General features: G+C 68.3%; 14 protein-coding genes. 9 read left to right on the top strand and 5 right to left on the bottom strand.

Annotation, left to right across the window (positions count from 1 at the left end):
* Nucleotides 1-39 precede the first annotated feature (39 nt).
* Genes BLW05_RS25730 through BLW05_RS25720 form a run of 3 tightly spaced genes read right to left on the bottom strand, consistent with a single transcriptional unit; the run spans nucleotide 40 to nucleotide 3,939 of the window.
* Complete coding sequence (locus BLW05_RS25730; protein ID WP_093166411.1) at nucleotides 40-1,371, bottom strand: aspartate aminotransferase family protein; 1,332 nt, start codon at nucleotides 1,369-1,371, stop codon at nucleotides 40-42.
* Between the two features lie 28 nt (nucleotides 1,372-1,399).
* Complete coding sequence (locus BLW05_RS25725; RefSeq protein ID WP_093166410.1) at nucleotides 1,400-2,944, bottom strand: amidase; 1,545 nt, start codon at nucleotides 2,942-2,944, stop codon at nucleotides 1,400-1,402.
* A 5-nt stretch (nucleotides 2,945-2,949) separates the two neighbouring features.
* Nucleotides 2,950-3,939, bottom strand: a complete 990-nt coding sequence (locus BLW05_RS25720; RefSeq protein ID WP_093166409.1) for a Bug family tripartite tricarboxylate transporter substrate binding protein — start codon at nucleotides 3,937-3,939, stop codon at nucleotides 2,950-2,952.
* Between the two features lie 132 nt (nucleotides 3,940-4,071).
* Between BLW05_RS25720 and BLW05_RS25715 the strand changes: the two genes are divergently transcribed.
* The 8 genes from BLW05_RS25715 (at nucleotide 4,072) to BLW05_RS25680 (ending at nucleotide 11,772) form a co-directional block, all read left to right on the top strand.
* The gene (locus BLW05_RS25715; protein ID WP_256330492.1) at nucleotides 4,072-4,995 is read left to right on the top strand and encodes a LysR family transcriptional regulator; all 924 of its coding nucleotides are present in this window, start codon (nucleotides 4,072-4,074) and stop codon (nucleotides 4,993-4,995) included.
* Between the two features lie 111 nt (nucleotides 4,996-5,106).
* On the top strand, nucleotides 5,107-5,460 hold the full coding sequence (locus tag BLW05_RS25710) for a RidA family protein (RefSeq protein ID WP_093166408.1): 354 nt from the start codon (nucleotides 5,107-5,109) through the stop codon (nucleotides 5,458-5,460).
* Nucleotides 5,461-5,479: 19 nt separating this feature from the next.
* The gene (locus BLW05_RS25705; RefSeq protein WP_093166407.1) at nucleotides 5,480-6,718 is read left to right on the top strand and encodes an NAD(P)/FAD-dependent oxidoreductase; all 1,239 of its coding nucleotides are present in this window, start codon (nucleotides 5,480-5,482) and stop codon (nucleotides 6,716-6,718) included.
* A 232-nt stretch (nucleotides 6,719-6,950) separates the two neighbouring features.
* Nucleotides 6,951-8,069 carry an ABC transporter substrate-binding protein gene (locus BLW05_RS25700; protein ID WP_093166406.1) on the top strand — a complete coding sequence of 373 codons (1,119 nt, stop codon included), beginning with the start codon at nucleotides 6,951-6,953 and terminating at the stop codon, nucleotides 8,067-8,069.
* A 12-nt stretch (nucleotides 8,070-8,081) separates the two neighbouring features.
* Nucleotides 8,082-9,119 (top strand): adenosine deaminase, encoded by a 1,038-nt coding sequence (locus BLW05_RS25695; protein ID WP_093166405.1) that lies wholly within the window; start codon nucleotides 8,082-8,084, stop codon nucleotides 9,117-9,119.
* A complete protein-coding gene (locus BLW05_RS25690; protein ID WP_093166404.1) occupies nucleotides 9,116-9,913 on the top strand; it encodes an ABC transporter ATP-binding protein in 798 nt (265 codons plus the stop codon). The genes BLW05_RS25695 and BLW05_RS25690 overlap by 4 nt, the downstream gene beginning before the upstream one ends.
* On the top strand, nucleotides 9,913-10,734 hold the full coding sequence (locus BLW05_RS25685; RefSeq protein ID WP_093166403.1) for an ABC transporter permease: 822 nt from the start codon (nucleotides 9,913-9,915) through the stop codon (nucleotides 10,732-10,734). The genes BLW05_RS25690 and BLW05_RS25685 overlap by 1 nt, the downstream gene beginning before the upstream one ends.
* Before the next feature lie 33 nt (nucleotides 10,735-10,767).
* Entirely contained in the window at nucleotides 10,768-11,772 is a 1,005-nt protein-coding gene (locus BLW05_RS25680) for an isopenicillin N synthase family dioxygenase (RefSeq protein ID WP_093166402.1), read from the top strand.
* A 9-nt stretch (nucleotides 11,773-11,781) separates the two neighbouring features.
* On the opposite strand, the gene BLW05_RS25675 is transcribed toward BLW05_RS25680, so the two are convergent.
* Nucleotides 11,782-12,726 (bottom strand): LysR family transcriptional regulator, encoded by a 945-nt coding sequence (locus BLW05_RS25675; protein WP_177142818.1) that lies wholly within the window; start codon nucleotides 12,724-12,726, stop codon nucleotides 11,782-11,784.
* A gap of 352 nt (nucleotides 12,727-13,078) precedes the next feature.
* Here BLW05_RS25675 and BLW05_RS25670 point away from each other — a divergent pair, with 352 nt between their 5' ends.
* Complete coding sequence (locus tag BLW05_RS25670; protein ID WP_143044923.1) at nucleotides 13,079-14,836, top strand: ArnT family glycosyltransferase; 1,758 nt, start codon at nucleotides 13,079-13,081, stop codon at nucleotides 14,834-14,836.
* Nucleotides 14,837-14,853: 17 nt separating this feature from the next.
* On the opposite strand, the gene BLW05_RS25665 is transcribed toward BLW05_RS25670, so the two are convergent.
* On the bottom strand, nucleotides 14,854-15,879 hold the full coding sequence (locus BLW05_RS25665) for a 4-hydroxythreonine-4-phosphate dehydrogenase PdxA (RefSeq protein ID WP_093166399.1): 1,026 nt from the start codon (nucleotides 15,877-15,879) through the stop codon (nucleotides 14,854-14,856).
* Nucleotides 15,880-15,893: the final 14 nt, after the last annotated feature.

Genomic DNA, 15,893 nt, shown 5'->3' with positions numbered 1-15,893 from the left:
GGCAAAGCCGGTTCCGCGGGGTTCCTGGCCTCGGCTGGGTCAGTTTGGGGCGCGTGCTGCCAGCAGGTGCCCATAGCGCGCGAGGAAGTCGGCAACGGCCTCTTCGAGGCGGGCGATGGCATCGTCGCCCAGCGGCAGCGACAACACGATGAAGCCCCGCGGCGAGGCATAGATGCCACGCGCCAGCAGATGGAAGAACAACAGCTGGCGCAGGCGCGCGTCGACCGCCGCGAGCTCCTCGGGCCGCAGGATCTCGCCGCCGACGAAATGCGCGTTCATCACGGAGCCGACGCCGGTGAACTGCAGCGCGACACCGGCCTCGGCGCAACGGGCGTTGAGGCGCTCGCGCAGCCCGGTTCCACGAGCCGCCAATGCATCGGCCGCGGCTGGCGTGAACAGGCGCGTCAGGCCTGCATGGCCCGCGGCCATCGTGACCACGTTGTTGTTGAAGGTGCCCGAGTGCGCGAGCGGACCGCTGCGTGGGTCGAACAGCGCCATGATGTCCGCGCGGCCGCCGAATGCGCCGAACGGCATGCCGCCGCCGATGTACTTGCCCAGGGTGCACAGGTCGGGCGTGATGCCGTGCCGCGCGGCGAGGCCGTGCCCCGCGAGGCGCGAGGTCATCACCTCGTCGATCACCAGCAGTGCGCCGGCCTCGGTCGTCAGCGCGCGCAGCGCCTGCAGGAAGCCGGGGCGACCGGGGATGCACCCGCTGGCGCCCAGCATGGGCTCCACCAGCACAGCGGCGATGTCCTGTCCCTCGCGCGCGAAGGCCTCGCGCACGCTCGCCTCGTCGTTGTAGGGCAGCACCAGGAAGTCGAACGGCACGGTGGTGGGCGCGGGCTGCGCACCGAAGCCCAGCACGCCGCCGTGGTAGCCACCCGAGAACACGACGATTCGTGACCGCCCGGTGAAGCGCAGTGCCGCGGTGATCGCCATCAGGTTGGCCTCGGTGCCCGAATTCGTGAAGCGCACGCGCTCGATCTGCGGAAAGCGTTCGCAGATCAGCTGCGCGAGCCGGCCCTCGCGCAGGTTGTGGCCGGTGAGGTTGATGCCGCCTTCCATGGCTTCGAGCACCGCGTCCCGGATCTCCGGCGCCGAGTGGCCATAGACGCCGGCGGTGTACTCGGCGATGAAGTCGTCGTAGCGATGCCCGTCGAGGTCCCACAGGAAGGCGCCTTCGCCGCGCGCCATCGTGAGCGGGAACGGCGCGTAGAAAAGGACCGACCGGCTGTTGGCGCCGGGCATGAAGTGCGCGTGGGCCTCGAAGCGCTCGCGGCTGGCGAGGTTCGAGGCGACGAAGCGGTCCGTCAGATCGGCGAGGGCCTGGTCGAGTTCGGGGAGCGTGGCGGTGGTGGGAACGGCGGCCATGGTGTTCGTGCGTGGTGGTGCTTCGAGCCTATACGACCGAGCTGCTCGCGCCGCGGGTGTTCCCTGCATCGCGCCAGTCCACCGGGGGCGGCGCGGTGACGATCGAGTCCAGCGCAGGCGCCGGCATGCGCAGGGCAGAGAGGTCGGGGCGCGGGCGGCGCAGCGCCGGGTCGGACGCGAAGGCCTGTTCCATCGCCAGCGCGGCCGACAGCACCTGCAGGTCGCCCCGGAACGGCCCCACGATCTGAAGCCCGAAGGGCATGCCCTTCGCGTCGGTGCCGCAGGGCAGCGACAGCGCAGGATGCGTCGTCAGCGTGGTGACGTAGGTCAGCGCGAGCCACCGGTAGTAGTTGGCCTGCGGCCTGCCGTCCACCACGCGGGCGTAGGGCTCGGTCCACGGGAAGGGCGAGACCGGCGTCGTCGGCGCCAGCACCAGGTCGTAGTCGGCAAAAGTGGTCTGGAAGCGCCCGAGGATGCGGGTCTGCTCGGCCTGGGCCCAGGCGCTGTCGAGCAGGCTCATGCGGGCGCCCAGTTCGTAGTTGGCGCGGGGGTTCTCGCCGAGGCTCGCGGGGTCCTTCTCGTAGGCCTCGCGCATGCCGGCCACGAAGGCTTCGGCGCGCAGCACGTCGAAGCAGCGATGCACATCGCCGAGGTCGAAGCGCACCTCGTCGCAACGCGCGAAGAGATGCCGCATCGCGGCGATCCGGGCGGTGAAGGTGGCGCGGATGTCCGGGTCGACGTCGCAGCAGTCGAAGTCGGTGGTGTAGGCCACGCGCAGCCGGCCCAGCTCGGCCGCGTGCGGCGCGAGGAAGGCCAGCGGATCGAGCGGATGGCTGAGCGGGTCGCCCGGATGCATGCCGGCGGTGGCCGCGAGTTGCAGGCAGGCATCCGCGACGGTTCGGCCCATCGGGCCGACCACCGAGATCGGCGTCCAGCCCAGCAGCTTGCGCACGCTGGGCACCACGCCGGGCGACGGGCGGAAGCCAACGACGCCGCATTTCGAGGCGGGGATGCGCAGCGAGCCGCCGGTGTCCGAGCCGGTGCACACGGGCAGCATGTCGCAGGCCAGCGCGGCCGCCGAGCCGCCTGAGGATCCGCCGGCATTCAGGTTCGGGTCGAAGGGGTTGCCGGTCGCGCCCCAGACCGGGTTGCGCGAGTTGGCGCCGGCGCCCATCTCGGGCACGTTGGTTTTGCCGGCAACGATGCCGCCGGCGCGGCGCAGGCGGGCCACCAACTCGATGTCCTGCGCCGGCACGTTCGCGCGAAAGGCCGGTGAGCCGAAGGTGGTGAGCAGGCCGGCGGTGGGCTCCAGGTCCTTCACGCCCACGGGAAGGCCGTGCAGAAGGCCCAGCGGTTCGCTGCGCAGCACCGCCTTCTCGGCGGCGCGCGCCTCGCCTCGCGCTCGCTCGAAGCAGGTCGCGGTGACCGCGTTGACGTAGGGATTGACCGTCTCGATGCGCTCGATGCAGGCCTCCAGCAGTTCGACCGGCGAGACCTCGCGGCTCGCGATCATCCGGCGCAATTCGACGGCGGTGTGCTCGACCAGGGCCGTGGTATTCGATGGCTGGCGCATGCTGCTCATTCCGGCTGGATGTTCGCGCGCGCCGCGACCGCGCGCATCAGGGGCAGTTCGGCCTCGAGATGGGCGGCGGCCTTGGCCGAATCGACGAAGCTGGCCTCCACGCCCTGATCGGCGAAGCCCTTGCGCACCCCCGGATCGGCGATCGTTTCCGCCAGCGCCTTCTCCAGCTTCGCGTGCACCGCCGGCGGCAGGCCGCGCGGCGCTGCCACCATGCCCCAGCTGTCGAGCACCGCTGTCGGGTAACCGGACTCCGCAAAGGTGGGCACGTCGGGCAGCAGCGGCGAGCGCTTGGCCGTCGTGATGGCGATCGCCCTGACCTTGCCCGCCTTGATCTGCGGCAGCGCGGCGGTCACGGTGTCGAAGGAGAATGGCACCTGCCCGCCGATCAGGTCGGTCATGGCCGGACCGCTGCCCTTGTACGGCACGTGCATCAGCCGGATGCCCATGGCCTGCAGCGCCATCTCGGCCGCGAAGTGCGAGCTCGTGCCCGAGCCGAACGAGGCATAGCTGTACTTGTCGGGTGCCGGCTTGGCGGCGGCCACCAGCTCCTTGAGGTTGTTCACGGGGACCTTGGGATTGGCCAGCAGCACCAGCCCGACCCGGCTGATGATGCCAATCGGCTCGAAGCTCTTGACCGGGTCATAGGGCAGCGACTTGCGGATCGCCGGGTTCAGCGTGTAGGTGGAGGCGGAACTCATCAGCAGCGTGTAGCCGTCGGGCTTCGCGTTGGCGACGAAGGCCGCACCGATGGCGGTGCCGGCGCCGGGCTTGTTGTCGACGATCACGGTCTGGCCGAGCTTCTCGCCCATCTTCTGGGCCACCAGGCGCGTCTGGACGTCGCCGCCTCCGCCCGGTGGAAAAGGTACGACGATCGTGATCGGCCGCGAGGGGAAGCTGTCCTCGGCGAGGGCAGCGGCAGGGAGTCCGAGGGCGCTGAAGGCGCCGAGGGCGGCGAGCCCGAATGTGCGCAGGAACGGGGTGTGCATGGCGGCGGCGGGTGCGTGTGGGGTGGGGATGGCGGGGGCGAGACCTCATCGTAGGAAGGCCGACCATTCCCAGCAACAGCCATGATCTGAACGTATTGTTGCGATAATCGCAAATCACATCAGGGTCAACCCGTGGTCAAGAACATCAACCGACGCGTCCTCCAGGACACTGCACTGCGCCACTTCCTGGAGGTCGTTCGCACCGGCTCCGTCACCGCCGCGGCCGAGCGCCTGAGCGTGGCGCCCTCCGCGGTCAGCCGCCACATCGCGCACCTCGAAAGCGAACTCGACACCCTTCTGTTCGAGCGCCGGGCACGCGGCATGGTGCCCAACGCAGCCGGCGAACTGCTGGCCGCGCATGCCAAGCGCGCCTGGCAGGACATCGAGCGCGTGACCGACGACATCCAGGCGCTGCGCGGCCTGCAGACGGGGCTCGTGCGGATCGCCAGCACCGAGGGCTTTGCGTCCGAATTCCTCCCCAGCCTCATCGCCGAGTTTCAGCGCGAGTACACCGGCATCCGCTTCGCGCTGAACGTCCACATGCAGGCCGAGATTCCCCAGCTGGTGCGCGACGGCGAGGTCGACATCGGCGTCACGCTCAGCACCAGCTCCGAGCGCCAGATCAACGTCGAGCTGCGCCATCCGTCGCCCATCCTCGCGATCATGGCGAAGGACCATCCGCTCGCCTCGCGGCGACAGCTGGCGCTCGCGCAGCTGGTCGGCTACCCGATGGCGATGCCGGGGCCGTACTCGACGCTGCGCCAGCTGTTCGACATCAGTTGCAGTCGCCAGGGCCTGCAGTGCGAGCCTGCGCTGCTGAGCAACCGGCTCGATGCCTCGATCTCGTTCGCCGCGGCCGGCGGCGGCATCGCGCTCAGCGGCGAAGCCGCGCTGCGCAACCGCCTGAAGACCGGCAACCTCGTCGCCGTGCCATTGCGCGACCGCGAGATGAACGAGCGTCACTTCGAGATCCAGACCATGGCCGGACGCACCTTGCCCGGCGCCTGCCGCGCCTTCCTCGATCACCTGCGGGAGGCGGTGCGCAGGGAAGGGTAGAGGACGACGCATCGGATTGCGATATTCGCAACGATGTCTTCAATAGATTGCCAACCGAAGACGGCGGTCGCATTTCACAATCGCACGTTCACTGCAAGGACGCCTCCGCTCATGACCCAAGCACCCGCACTCCCTTTTTCCAAGCTCCGGCTCGCCAAGGGCCTGGCCTTCCTGTCCGGCGAGATGCCTTTTGCGGACGACGGCAGCATCCCCGACGGCATCGCGGCGCAGACCGCGCTGGTGCTGCAGCGCATCGGCTCGACGCTAGGCACCGTGGGCCTCGGCCTCGACGACGTGGTGCAGGTGGCGGTCCATCTGGTCGATGGCGCCGACTTCGCGGCCTTCAATGCGGAGTACCGCAAGCACTTCCGCGATCCGCTTCCGGTGCGCACCACCGTGGTCGCGAGCCTGCTGGCGCCCGGCGCCCGCCTCGAGGTCACCGTGACGGCGGCGCAGCGCGACTGATCCCGCAAGGAGCGCGCGCATGTCCACCGAGGTCCTCGTCCTGGGAGCCGGCATGGTCGGCACCTGCACCGCGCTGCAGCTCGCACGGCGCGGGCATGCCGTCGCAATGGTCGACCGTCGGGCACCCGGGCGGGAGACCTCCTACGGCAACGCCGGGATCATCCAGCGCGAGGCGGTCGAGCCCTATGCCTTTCCGCGCGAGTGGCAGGCGGTCTTCGACGTTGCTTTCAAGCGCGGCATCGACGTCAACTACCACCTGAGCGCGCTGCCGGAAGTGCTGCCGCGGCTCGCGCGCTACTGGCATGCCTCGGCGCCTACGCACTACGCGCCGATCGCGCAGGCCTACAGCCGGTTGATCGCGCATTGCCTGACCGAGCACGAGGTGCTGATGGCCGAGTCCGGTGCGCACGACCTCGTGCGCAAGGAAGGCTATCGCTTCGTCTTTCGCACGCCCGCCGCGATGGAAGAGGCGGCGACGCGCGCGGCCCGGCTTGCGGCCGAGTACGGCGTGAGCCATGCGCTGGAGGACGGCGACGCGTTGGCCCGGGCGGAACCGGGCCTGCGCCAACGCATGGCCGGTGCGCTGCACTGGCTCGACCCCTGGTCCGTGAGCGATCCGGGCGCGCTGGTGGCGCGCTACGCGCAACGCTTCGAGGCGCTGGGCGGCCAACTGGTCGAGGGCGATGCGTCCAGCTTGCAGGCCGCAGGCGGCGGGTGGCAGGTCCAGACGGCCGCCGGGCCGCTGACGGCGCGGCACGCGGTCGTGGCTCTCGGCCCATGGGCCGATGCACTGATCGCGCCGCTCGGCTATCGGCTGCCCCTGTTCGTCAAGCGCGGCTACCACCGGCACTACCGCGGCGGTCCCGGCCTGCGGTTGCCGATGCTCGACGCCGAATGCGGCTTCGTGCTCGCGCCCATGGCGCAGGGCGTTCGCCTCACGACGGGGGCGGAGTTCGCCCGCATCGGCGCGCCGGCCACGCCGGTGCAGCTCACCAAGGCGGAAGCCGCGGCGCGCGAACTTCTCGACCTGCCGGATCCGGTCGAAGCCGAGCCCTGGGTGGGCAACCGCCCCTGCACCGCGGACATGAAACCGGTCATCGGCCCGGCGCCGAACCATCCGGGGCTCTGGTTCAACTTCGGTCACGCGCACCAGGGGTTCACGCTGGGGCCGGCCAGCGGCCGCCTGATGGCAGACCTGATCGAGGGCGTGGCGCCCTTCATCGACCCGGCGCCTTACCTGGCAAGCCGCTTCCGGTAGTCGGCGCTTTTCGACGCCCCGCACCAACGCAGTGCCTTGAACCCGAGGGGCTGTGCCGCATCCGCCTTCGGCGTCGGAACGTGCCCAACGACGATGCTTTCTGCCCCGAATGAATGCAGAAAAGGTCCGATTAAATGCGCTAATTTTCAGATCATTACCGTCTGAATATTGATCACAGCAAACGCATTCACGTTGCTAATCTTCGAGCGAATTCCGCAATCAAGGACGCTCGATGAAAGCCTCGTTTCTTCCTAACTTCGCACGCCTCGTGGCCCTCGCGGCCGGCGCTGCGCTCAGCCTGCTGGCCCTCGACGCGGCGGGCCAGACCACGCCTGCCAAGCCGCTGAAGCCGGTCACCATCGCGCTGGGCACGCAGGTGGTCAACGTGACCTATCCATGGCTCACGCTGCCGATCGCGCTCGGCTACTGGAAGGACGAGGGCTACGACGTCAGAATCGTCACCACGGCCGGCTCGCTGCAGGGCATCCAGCAGATGGTCGCGGGCGGCGTGGACTTCGCGCAGGTCAACTCGACCGGCCTGATCCAGGCCAACGTCGACAACGACGTGGCGGTGCGCGGCCTGATGGGCACCGGCGTGATCGATTGGGGCATCGGCGTTCCGCAGGACAGCGCCATCAAGTCGGTGACCGACCTCAAGGGCAAGAAGATCGGCATCTTCAGCCTCGGCACGGGCGGCATGCCGCTGCTCAAGGGCTATCTGCGCGCGAACGGCATCAATCCGGATACCGACGTGCAGATCATCGCCACCGGTGCGGGCGCCCCGGCGCTGGAGGCGATGAAGTCCGACCGCGTGCAGGCGCTGATGTTCTGGGGGTCGGCCCTCACCGGCTTCGAGAACGCCGGCACGAAGATGCGCGTCCTGTTCGACCCCGCGTGGCGCGCGTTGCCCGACTTCACCTTCGCGACCATGCAGAAGACCATCGACACCGATCCGGCCATGGTCGAGGCGATCTCCCGCGGCGCGGCCAAGGCCACGCTCTTCGCGCAGACCAACCCGGAATGCACGCGCAAGATCCACTGGAAGTACTTCCCGAGCACCAAGCCCACCGGCGCGGATGAAGCGACGCTCGCCAGGTGGGATCTCGCCTTGCTGCAGACGCAGCTCGAGACCATGTCGGCCGCGCAGGCGATGAACGGTGGCAAGCTGATCGGCGCGATGAGCCCGGCTGCCTATGGCCGCATGCAGGACCAGATGGTGAAGGACGGCCTCGTCAAGCGCACGGTCGCGCCCGAATCGATGCTCTACCTCAAGCCCGGCTTCGTCGAGGCGATCAACAACTTCGACCACAAGGCGGTCGTCGATGCCGCCAAGGCCTGCAAGGGCGTTTGAGTGACGCCCGCGATGACACCCGAGCAGTTCGTGGCCGGCCTGCCGAAGGCCGAACTCCACATGCACATCGAAGGCTCGATCGAGCCCGACCTGTTCCTGCGCCTGGCCCGCCGCAACGGCGTGGCCGTGCGCTGGCAGACGGAGGACGAGCTGCGCGCCGCCTACCGCTTCACCGACCTGCAGGACTTTCTTGACCTCTACTACGACGGTTGCCGCGTGCTGGTGAAGGCACAGGACTTCCACGACGTCACCCGCGACTACCTGCGCCGTGCGCATGCCGACCATGTGCTGCACGCCGAGCTGTTCCTCGGTCCGCAAGGACACACCACGCGCGGCGTTCCGCTTGCCGCCGTGATGGAAGGCGTGCTCGGCGCGATGGCCGATGCGCGTGCGGAAGATGCCGTGACCTCGGGCCTGATCGTTCTGGCGCAACGGCATCGCACCGAGGAGGAAGCCCTGGCCATGCTGGACGCGCTTCGCCCCTGGCACGGCCAGTTGCTGGGCTTCGGGCTGGGCGGCGCCGAAGTCGGCAATCCGCCCGCCAAGTTCGCCGAGTTTTTCCGCCGCTGCCGCGCACTCGGCTTCAAGGTCGTGGCGCACGCGGGCGAGGAGGGGCCGGCCGCCTACGTGCGCGATTCGGTCGACGTGCTGGAAGTGCATCGCATCGACCATGGCAACGCCTGCATCGACGATCCATCGCTGGTCGCGGAACTCGCAAAGCGCCGCATCCCGCTCACGATGTGCCCGCTGTCCAACCTCAAGCTGCAGGTCATTCCCGCGGTGGCTGCGCATCCGCTCAAACGCCTGCTCGACGCCGGCCTGTGCGTGACCGTGAACTCGGACGATCCGTCCTTCTTCGGCGGCTACGTCAACGACAACTACCTCGCGTGCCAGCAGGCCCTCGGCCTCAGCCGCGAGCATCTCGCGCAGCTCGCGCGCAACAGCTTCGAGGCCGCGTTCATTCCCGAGGCACAGCGCGACGACGCGCTCGCTCGCATCGACGACTGGCTGGCAAGGTCCCGTCCTCACCATCCCAAGGAGCACGAATGAGCTCAGCCGTGGCGTCGGAAGCGAGGCCGGCCTTCCGCTTCGACCGATTGCGAAAGACCTTCCGCTCGAAGGACGGAGGCGATGTCATCGCCTTGCAGGACGTCGACTTCCGCGTGCAGCGCGGGGAATTCGTCACCGTCGTGGGTCCCAGCGGCTGCGGCAAGAGCACGTTGCTGCGCATTCTTGCAGGGCTGGATCGCGCGACGGGCGGCAATGTCGAACTGGGCGGCCGCGAGCACACCGGCCCCAGCCGCGAGATCGGCGTCGTCTTCCAGGCGCCGGTGCTGCTGCCCTGGCGAAACATCCTCGAGAACGTGCTCGTGCCCGCGCAGATCCAGGGCCGCGACCCGAAGACCGCGCGCGAGCGTGCGATGCACTACCTCCAGCTCGTCGGGCTCGCGGGGTTCGAGACCAAGTACCCGAACGAACTCTCGGGCGGCATGCAGCAGCGCGTGGGCATCGCGCGTGCGCTGGTCAACGACCCGATGCTGCTGCTCATGGACGAGCCCTTCGGCGCGCTCGACGCGATGACGCGCGAGACCATGAACGTCGAGCTGCTCAAGCTGCGCGAGCGCACCGGCGCGACCATCATGCTCGTCACCCACAGCATCCCCGAGGCGGTGTTCCTCGGCGACCGGGTGATCGTGATGTCGCCGCGTCCCGGCCGCGTGACGCAGGTGATCGACGTCGATCTTCCGTCGCCGCGCACGCTGGACGTGATCAACACCGAGCGCTTCGGCGCCTATGTCTCCGGCATCCGGGCCAACCTGAACGCGAGCGGAGGGCTCGACTGATGGCCACCCCTGCAACCTCGTCCGAAGTCCAGGCGAACGCGCTCACGCCCCTGAAGCGCCGCATGCTCATCGCGTTCTTCTTCATCGCTGTGATGGGCATCTGGCATGTCGCCATCTCCGCGTTCGGTGTCTCGCACCTGATCTTTCCGGGGCCGGAGCGCGTCGCGCGCGCGGTCTACGACGTGCTGGTGTCCGGCGAGATCTGGTCGCACCTGTGGGTCACGCTCTACGAGATTCTTGCGGGCTTCGCGGTCGGCGCGCTTGCGGGCTTCCTGCTCGGCGCGCTGATCGGGCAGAGCGCCCTGCTCGAAGCGGTGCTGTATCCGTACGTGGTCGCCTTCCAGACGGTGCCCAAGGTCGCGGTCGCGCCCTTGTTCGTGCTGTGGTTCGGCTTCGGCACCGCGTCCAAGGTGGTGATCACCGCGACGATCGTCTTCTTCCCGGTGCTTGCCAACACCATCGTCGGCCTCAGGTCGGCGCCGCGCGACCAGATCGACCTGATGCGCGCTTTCACCGCATCGGGCTGGCATGTGTTCCGCATGGTGCGGCTGCCGCATGCGCTGCCCTATGTCTTCGCGGGGCTCGACATCGGGATCGTGCTCGCGGTCATCGGGGCCATCGTCGGCGAATTCGTCGGCGCGCAGGCGGGCCTCGGCTACCTCATCCTGCAGCGCAACTTCTCGATGGATGCCGCGGGCATGTTCGCCATCCTCATCATCCTGTCGCTCATCGGCATCGTGCTGCACGCGATCGTCAAGGCCATTGCGCGTCGCGTCATCTTCTGGGCCGATGCATTCACGGACCAGTCGCGCGGCAGCTGATCCCACCCCAACGCCAACCAAGGAGCAAATCGAATGAACCTGAATGAACATCAGGTGGCTGCGCCGCGCCGCGCATCCGCCACGGAAATGCCGATCCTCGACCTCGGCGAGTGGCTCGCGGGCGGCCCGATCGGGCCGGTCGTGGAGCAATTCAAGGCGGCCTGCACCAACACCGGCTTCTTCTATGTGAAGAATCACGGCGTGCCGCAGGCGACGATCGACGGCGTCTTCGAGGCCACCCGGCGCTACATGTCGCTGCCGATGGAAGAGCGGCTTCGCGACAAGATCGACGAACGCTTCCGCCGCGGCTTCATGCCGATGGGCGTGACGCAGCACCCGGGCCACAAGCCCGACCTCAAGGAAAGCTACGAGCTCGGCATGGACCTGCCCTTGAGCGATCCCGATGTCGCCTCCGGCCGACCGCTGCATGGCCCCAATCGCTGGCCTGCCGACAAGCCATGGCTGGAAGAGGCGGCCATGAAGTACTTCGACGCGACGATCCTGCTCGGCCGCAGCCTGCTGAAAGTCTTCGCGACCGCGGTGGGCAAGGAAGAGGACTTCTTCCTCCAGTACGCGAAGAAGCCGATGGTCCAGTCGCGGCTCTTCCACTATCCGCCGCAGCAGTCGTTCACCAACCTCGAGCTCGGCGCCGCGGCGCACACCGACTACGGCATGCTGACGCTCCTGGCGCAGGACCCCATCGGCGGCCTGGAGCTGTGCACCCGCGGCGGCGAATGGGTCGCGGCGCCCTACATCGAGGGGACGCTCGTGATCAACCTCGGCGACCTGGTGAAGGTCTGGACCAACGACGTCTATGTCTCGAACCCGCACCGGGTCGCGAACCGCACCGGCAAGGAGCGCTACTCGATCCCTACCTTCTTCAACCTTGACTACGACACGCCGGTCGCCTGCCTGCCCGAATTCGTGCCGGCGTCGGGCGAGCCCCGGCATGCGCCGATCAAGTCGGGCGAGTACCTCGTGAGCCGGTTCGCGTCGGTGCAGAAGTACAAGACGCCGGCGGAGCTGGCTGCGGGCTGAGTCCGTTCGTCATGCAGCAGCGGCGCGCGGCGACTTGGCGCGCCGCTCCACCTCCGCGAGCACGCGCGTGAGCTCGCGCAGGAACGCATCGACCGCCAAGGGCAGGTTGCGGCCCTTGTGGACGCTCAGCGCGAAACGCTGCGGCCTCGCGCGGGAATCCTTCAGCGGAATGTACGAACCGGCCCGCGGATTGCCGAAGGGGTCGTCCAGCGGCCGGGTCGTGAACGTGAGGCACATGCCTTCGGCTGCGACATTGCGCATGAGCTCGTAGGAGTTGGTCTCCAGCGCGACCCGCGGCCGGATCTTGGCCTTGGCGAGCATCTCGTCGTACTGCTGCTTGGCCCAGAGCGACGAGTCCAGCGTCGAGAGGCCGTACTCGGCGCAATCGCTGAGCCGGAGCGTCTCGAAGTGCTCGAGCGGATGCCCCTTGGGCACCAGCACGAAAAGCGGCAGAAGCCGTGTGTAGAGAACCGAGAGATCCTGCAGCGGCACATCGCCGAAGGTGAAGCAGGCGTCCAGTTCGTCGTTCAGCACCATCTCCGCGAGCCTCGGGCTGCCCGCGACATGGACGTTGAACGAAATCCCCGGAAAGCGGTTCGAGAAGTCCGAGAGGAACTTCGGCATGAGATCGCGCACGAGCGACTCCGGCATGCCGAAGTTGATGTGCCCGCGCCTGAGGCCCTGGAGCGACTCGATCTCCGAATGCAGGCGCCGGGATTCGTTGCTCACGTTCTTGTAGTAGCGCATGAGCGCTTCGCCGGCGGCGGTGAGCTTCACCTTCCCGCGGCCCTGGCGGCGTTCGAGCACCGGCGCGCCGAGCGCGTCTTCGAGCATTGCGAGCTGCCGGCTGATCGCCGAGGAGGCGACATAGAGATTTTCCGAAGCGGCGCGGATGGAGCCGGTCCGCACGACTTCCGCGAAGTACCGAAGCGAGGTCGAAGAGACGAGATTCAATGGGCCGGCCCTTGAAAGCGATCCGCGCATTGGATCATGCGCAGAGGTTCATCCCGGTCTCGCGCAGGAAGAGGCGTCTCACCACGGTGCTCTGCGTGCTCGCGATTCGCACCCGAATGCGACCAGGTCGAAGTCGCGGCCCGGACAGGTCTTGACGCCGGCGACCTCGAAGCCCACGCGATCAAGCCGAGCCGGTCGCCCAGTATCGTGAGCGGTGCGCTCGCCAGCGCACCGAATTCTTCGACCAGCCCGGCCTGCGCATTGCATTCAGGCGCTGTTCAGGTGCATTAACCTGAGATTCATTCCCGCGGCGCAACCTCGGCCGCTTCCATCTGGCGACCTCCGACATCACGTGTTTCCTGCAATACGACTACGCGCATCCAGGAAGAGCGCTCTTCCCGGCAGCGGCACCCCGCCCGGCGACTCCGACAGCTGGCTGCCCCCTTCCGGCGCCGGAAGCATCGGCGAGCCTGCCGCGATCGGGACGTTCGCTCTCGTCCTGATGCTCGTGCTGCTGGGCGTGCTCTGGTTCGCCGATCTCGGCTCGCGCTCGCTGATCAGTCCGGACGAAGGCCGCTATGCCTCGATCGCGCTCGAGATGGCGCGCAGCGGCGACTGGATCACGCCGCGCCTGAACGGGCTGATCTATTTCGAGAAGCCGGTCATGCAGTACTGGATAGGCGCGCTCGCCTTCCTCGGCTTCGGCGTCTCCGAATTCTCTGCACGCCTGTGGCCCGCGCTTTCGGGCTTCCTCACGCTGCTGATGGTGGGCTACACCGCCGCCCGACTTTGGGGGCGCGAGAGCGGCATCCGTGCGCTGGCGATCGCGGCCTCCATGACATGGGTCGTCGGCAACAGCCACTTCCTCACGCTCGATGCAGGGCTGACCTTCTTCCTGACGGTCACGCTCTGCGCGGTCCTGATCGCCGAAGGCGCTGCGACGGACGCCGCGGCGCGGCGCCGCTGGATCTGGCTTGCCTGGGCGGCGATGGCTGGCGCGGTGCTGAGCAAGGGACTGGTGGGCGTGGCCATCCCGGCTGGCGTGCTGTTCGTCACCAGCCTGTGGCGCCGCGATGTATCGCTGATCCGCGGCATGCACTGGTTTTCCGGGCTGCTGATCCTCTTCGCACTCGCGACGCCCTGGTTCGTCCTGGTGTCGATGCGCAATCCGATCTTCGCCCAGTTCTTCTTCGTGCACGAACACTTTGCGCGCTACCTGACCACCGTGCACCAGCGGCAGGGCGCGTGGTGGTACTACGTGCCGCTGCTGCTGGGGGGCATGCTGCCATGGACCAGCACCTTGCCCTGGCTGGGACGGTCGGGCGCACAGGAGGTTGAACGCCGCGATGGCCAAGTGCGCGACCTGCTCATCGTCTGGTGCGCCTTCGTGTTCCTGTTCTTCAGCGCCTCGGGCTCCAAGCTGCCGTCGTACATCCTGCCGATGTTCCCGGCGCTCGCGCTGCTGGCCGCGCGGGCGCTGCGCGACATGAAACCAGGCACATTGCGCTGGCATCTGCTGCTGCCGACGCTCGCCTGGGTGGCGGCTTTCGTCATCTCGATGAATGCGGCCCGGTTCGCATCAGCTGCGGCGCCTGCCGAGGTGTTCGCGCCGATGGCGCAGGCCTTTCGTGTCGGCGCAGTCGTCTTCGTGGCCTTTGCCGGCCTTGGCTGGTTCAGCCTCGCCCGCCGGAAGGTGACGGTCGCGATCCTGTGCGTGGCATTCGGCCATCTGATCGCGACCACGGTGGTCCTTCGATCGCACGACGCGTATGGGCAGCTCAAGAGTGCGGCGCCTTTCGCCGCGGCGCTGCGCGCGGAACTGCACCCGGGTACGCCGGTGTTCGCCGTCGCCGCGTACGACCAGACACTGCCTTTCTATCTCGGCCGCGACGTGACCTTGGTGGCCTACATGGATGAATTCGCCCTCGGCGAAGTCCAGGAGCCCGACAAGTGGCTCAAGACCGTCGACGAGTTCGTCACGCGCTGGCAGGCGCTCCCACAGGCCGCGGCTTACATCAACCCGGTGATCTGGACCGAGCTGCAGCAGCGCGGGCTGCCGATGCGCGTCATCTACCGGGACTGGGGCCGCGTCGTCGTGGTGAAGAAGTAGGACCGGCCGGCGCGCGGTCAGCCGGCCGCCTGCGCCGCTCGTGCATCTGCTGATTCGCGCGCCATGCGCACGCACAGGTCGAAGGCATGCTGCAGGCCCTCGATCTTCGCGAGGCCCTGGCCCGCGATGTCGAAGGCGCTGCCACTCGCGGAGGTGGCCACCGGCACCGGGAGCCCGCCGTGCAGCGTCACGCCCTGCTCGAAGCCCATGAGCTTCATCGCGATCTGGCCCTGGTCGTGGTACATCGACACGACCGCGTCGAAGTCGCCGCGCCGCGCGCCGATGAAGACCGTATCGGGCGAGTAGGGGCCGCGCGCATCGATGCCCTGCGCCTGCAGCGCGCGCACCGCCGGCGCGATGACCTCGATCTCCTCGGAGCCGATGGAACCGCCGTCGCCCGCATGCGGATTGAGGCCCGAGACCGCGATGCGCGGCGCCTCGACACCGGCGCGGACGAGGGCGCCGTGGATGATCCGCACCGCGTCCTGCACCGCGTCGCCGGTGATGAGGGCCGCGACATCCTTGAGCGGTACGTGCGATGTCACGCGCGAGGTCCACAGGTGGCCCGTGATGTTGAATTCGCACACGAAGCCCGGCACGTCGAAGCGCTCCTGCATGTAGCGCAGCTCGTCCTCATGCTGCAATCCGCCGAGCCGCAACGAATGCTTGTTGAGCGGGGCGAAGACGATGCCGTCGACCAGCCCCCGGCGCACCGCCTCGGTGGCGAGTTGCATCGCCTCGAAGGAGGCCTTGCCGGAGTGCGCATTCGACTCGCCGAGTACCGGCGCCCGTCCGCCCATGGTGTCCTGCACCAGCAGACTCGGTCGGCCCGCTTCGAAACGCAGCGCGTCGAGCCCCGGCAGTGGCAGCGGGTCGGGCGCGGCGCCGCCGGCGATGCGCCAACCGCTTTCGAGCACCAGTGGATCGGCGATCAGCAGCAGGTCCGCCGCCTCGATGTTGTGTGCCCGCGCGAGCAGCCTGGCCGTCATTTCGGGGCCGATGCCGCTCGGGTCGCCGGGCAGCACTGCGATTCTGGGTTTCATCGACGTTCTATCCT

This window comes from Variovorax sp. YR216 (genome assembly GCF_900107745.1).
Taxonomy (GTDB): Bacteria; Pseudomonadota; Gammaproteobacteria; order Burkholderiales; family Burkholderiaceae_C; genus Variovorax.
The sequence above is the reverse complement of the archived record's forward strand: the minus strand, read 5'-3'. Positions and strand labels throughout refer to the sequence as shown.

Excerpts from the sequence above, each read along its gene's own strand:
- BLW05_RS25730 (WP_093166411.1), bottom strand. The coding sequence starts at position 1,371 with ATGGCCGCCGTTCCCACCACCGCCACGCTCCCCGAACTCGACCAGGCC.
- BLW05_RS25725 (WP_093166410.1), bottom strand. The coding sequence starts at position 2,944 with ATGCGCCAGCCATCGAATACCACGGCCCTGGTCGAGCACACCGCCGTC.
- BLW05_RS25720 (WP_093166409.1), bottom strand. The coding sequence starts at position 3,939 with ATGCACACCCCGTTCCTGCGCACATTCGGGCTCGCCGCCCTCGGCGCC.
- BLW05_RS25710 (WP_093166408.1), top strand. The coding sequence starts at position 5,107 with ATGACCCAAGCACCCGCACTCCCTTTTTCCAAGCTCCGGCTCGCCAAG.
- BLW05_RS25705 (WP_093166407.1), top strand. The coding sequence starts at position 5,480 with ATGTCCACCGAGGTCCTCGTCCTGGGAGCCGGCATGGTCGGCACCTGC.
- BLW05_RS25700 (WP_093166406.1), top strand. The coding sequence starts at position 6,951 with ATGAAAGCCTCGTTTCTTCCTAACTTCGCACGCCTCGTGGCCCTCGCG.
- BLW05_RS25695 (WP_093166405.1), top strand. The coding sequence starts at position 8,082 with ATGACACCCGAGCAGTTCGTGGCCGGCCTGCCGAAGGCCGAACTCCAC.
- BLW05_RS25690 (WP_093166404.1), top strand. The coding sequence starts at position 9,116 with ATGAGCTCAGCCGTGGCGTCGGAAGCGAGGCCGGCCTTCCGCTTCGAC.
- BLW05_RS25685 (WP_093166403.1), top strand. The coding sequence starts at position 9,913 with ATGGCCACCCCTGCAACCTCGTCCGAAGTCCAGGCGAACGCGCTCACG.
- BLW05_RS25680 (WP_093166402.1), top strand. The coding sequence starts at position 10,768 with ATGAACCTGAATGAACATCAGGTGGCTGCGCCGCGCCGCGCATCCGCC.
- BLW05_RS25665 (WP_093166399.1), bottom strand. The coding sequence starts at position 15,879 with ATGAAACCCAGAATCGCAGTGCTGCCCGGCGACCCGAGCGGCATCGGC.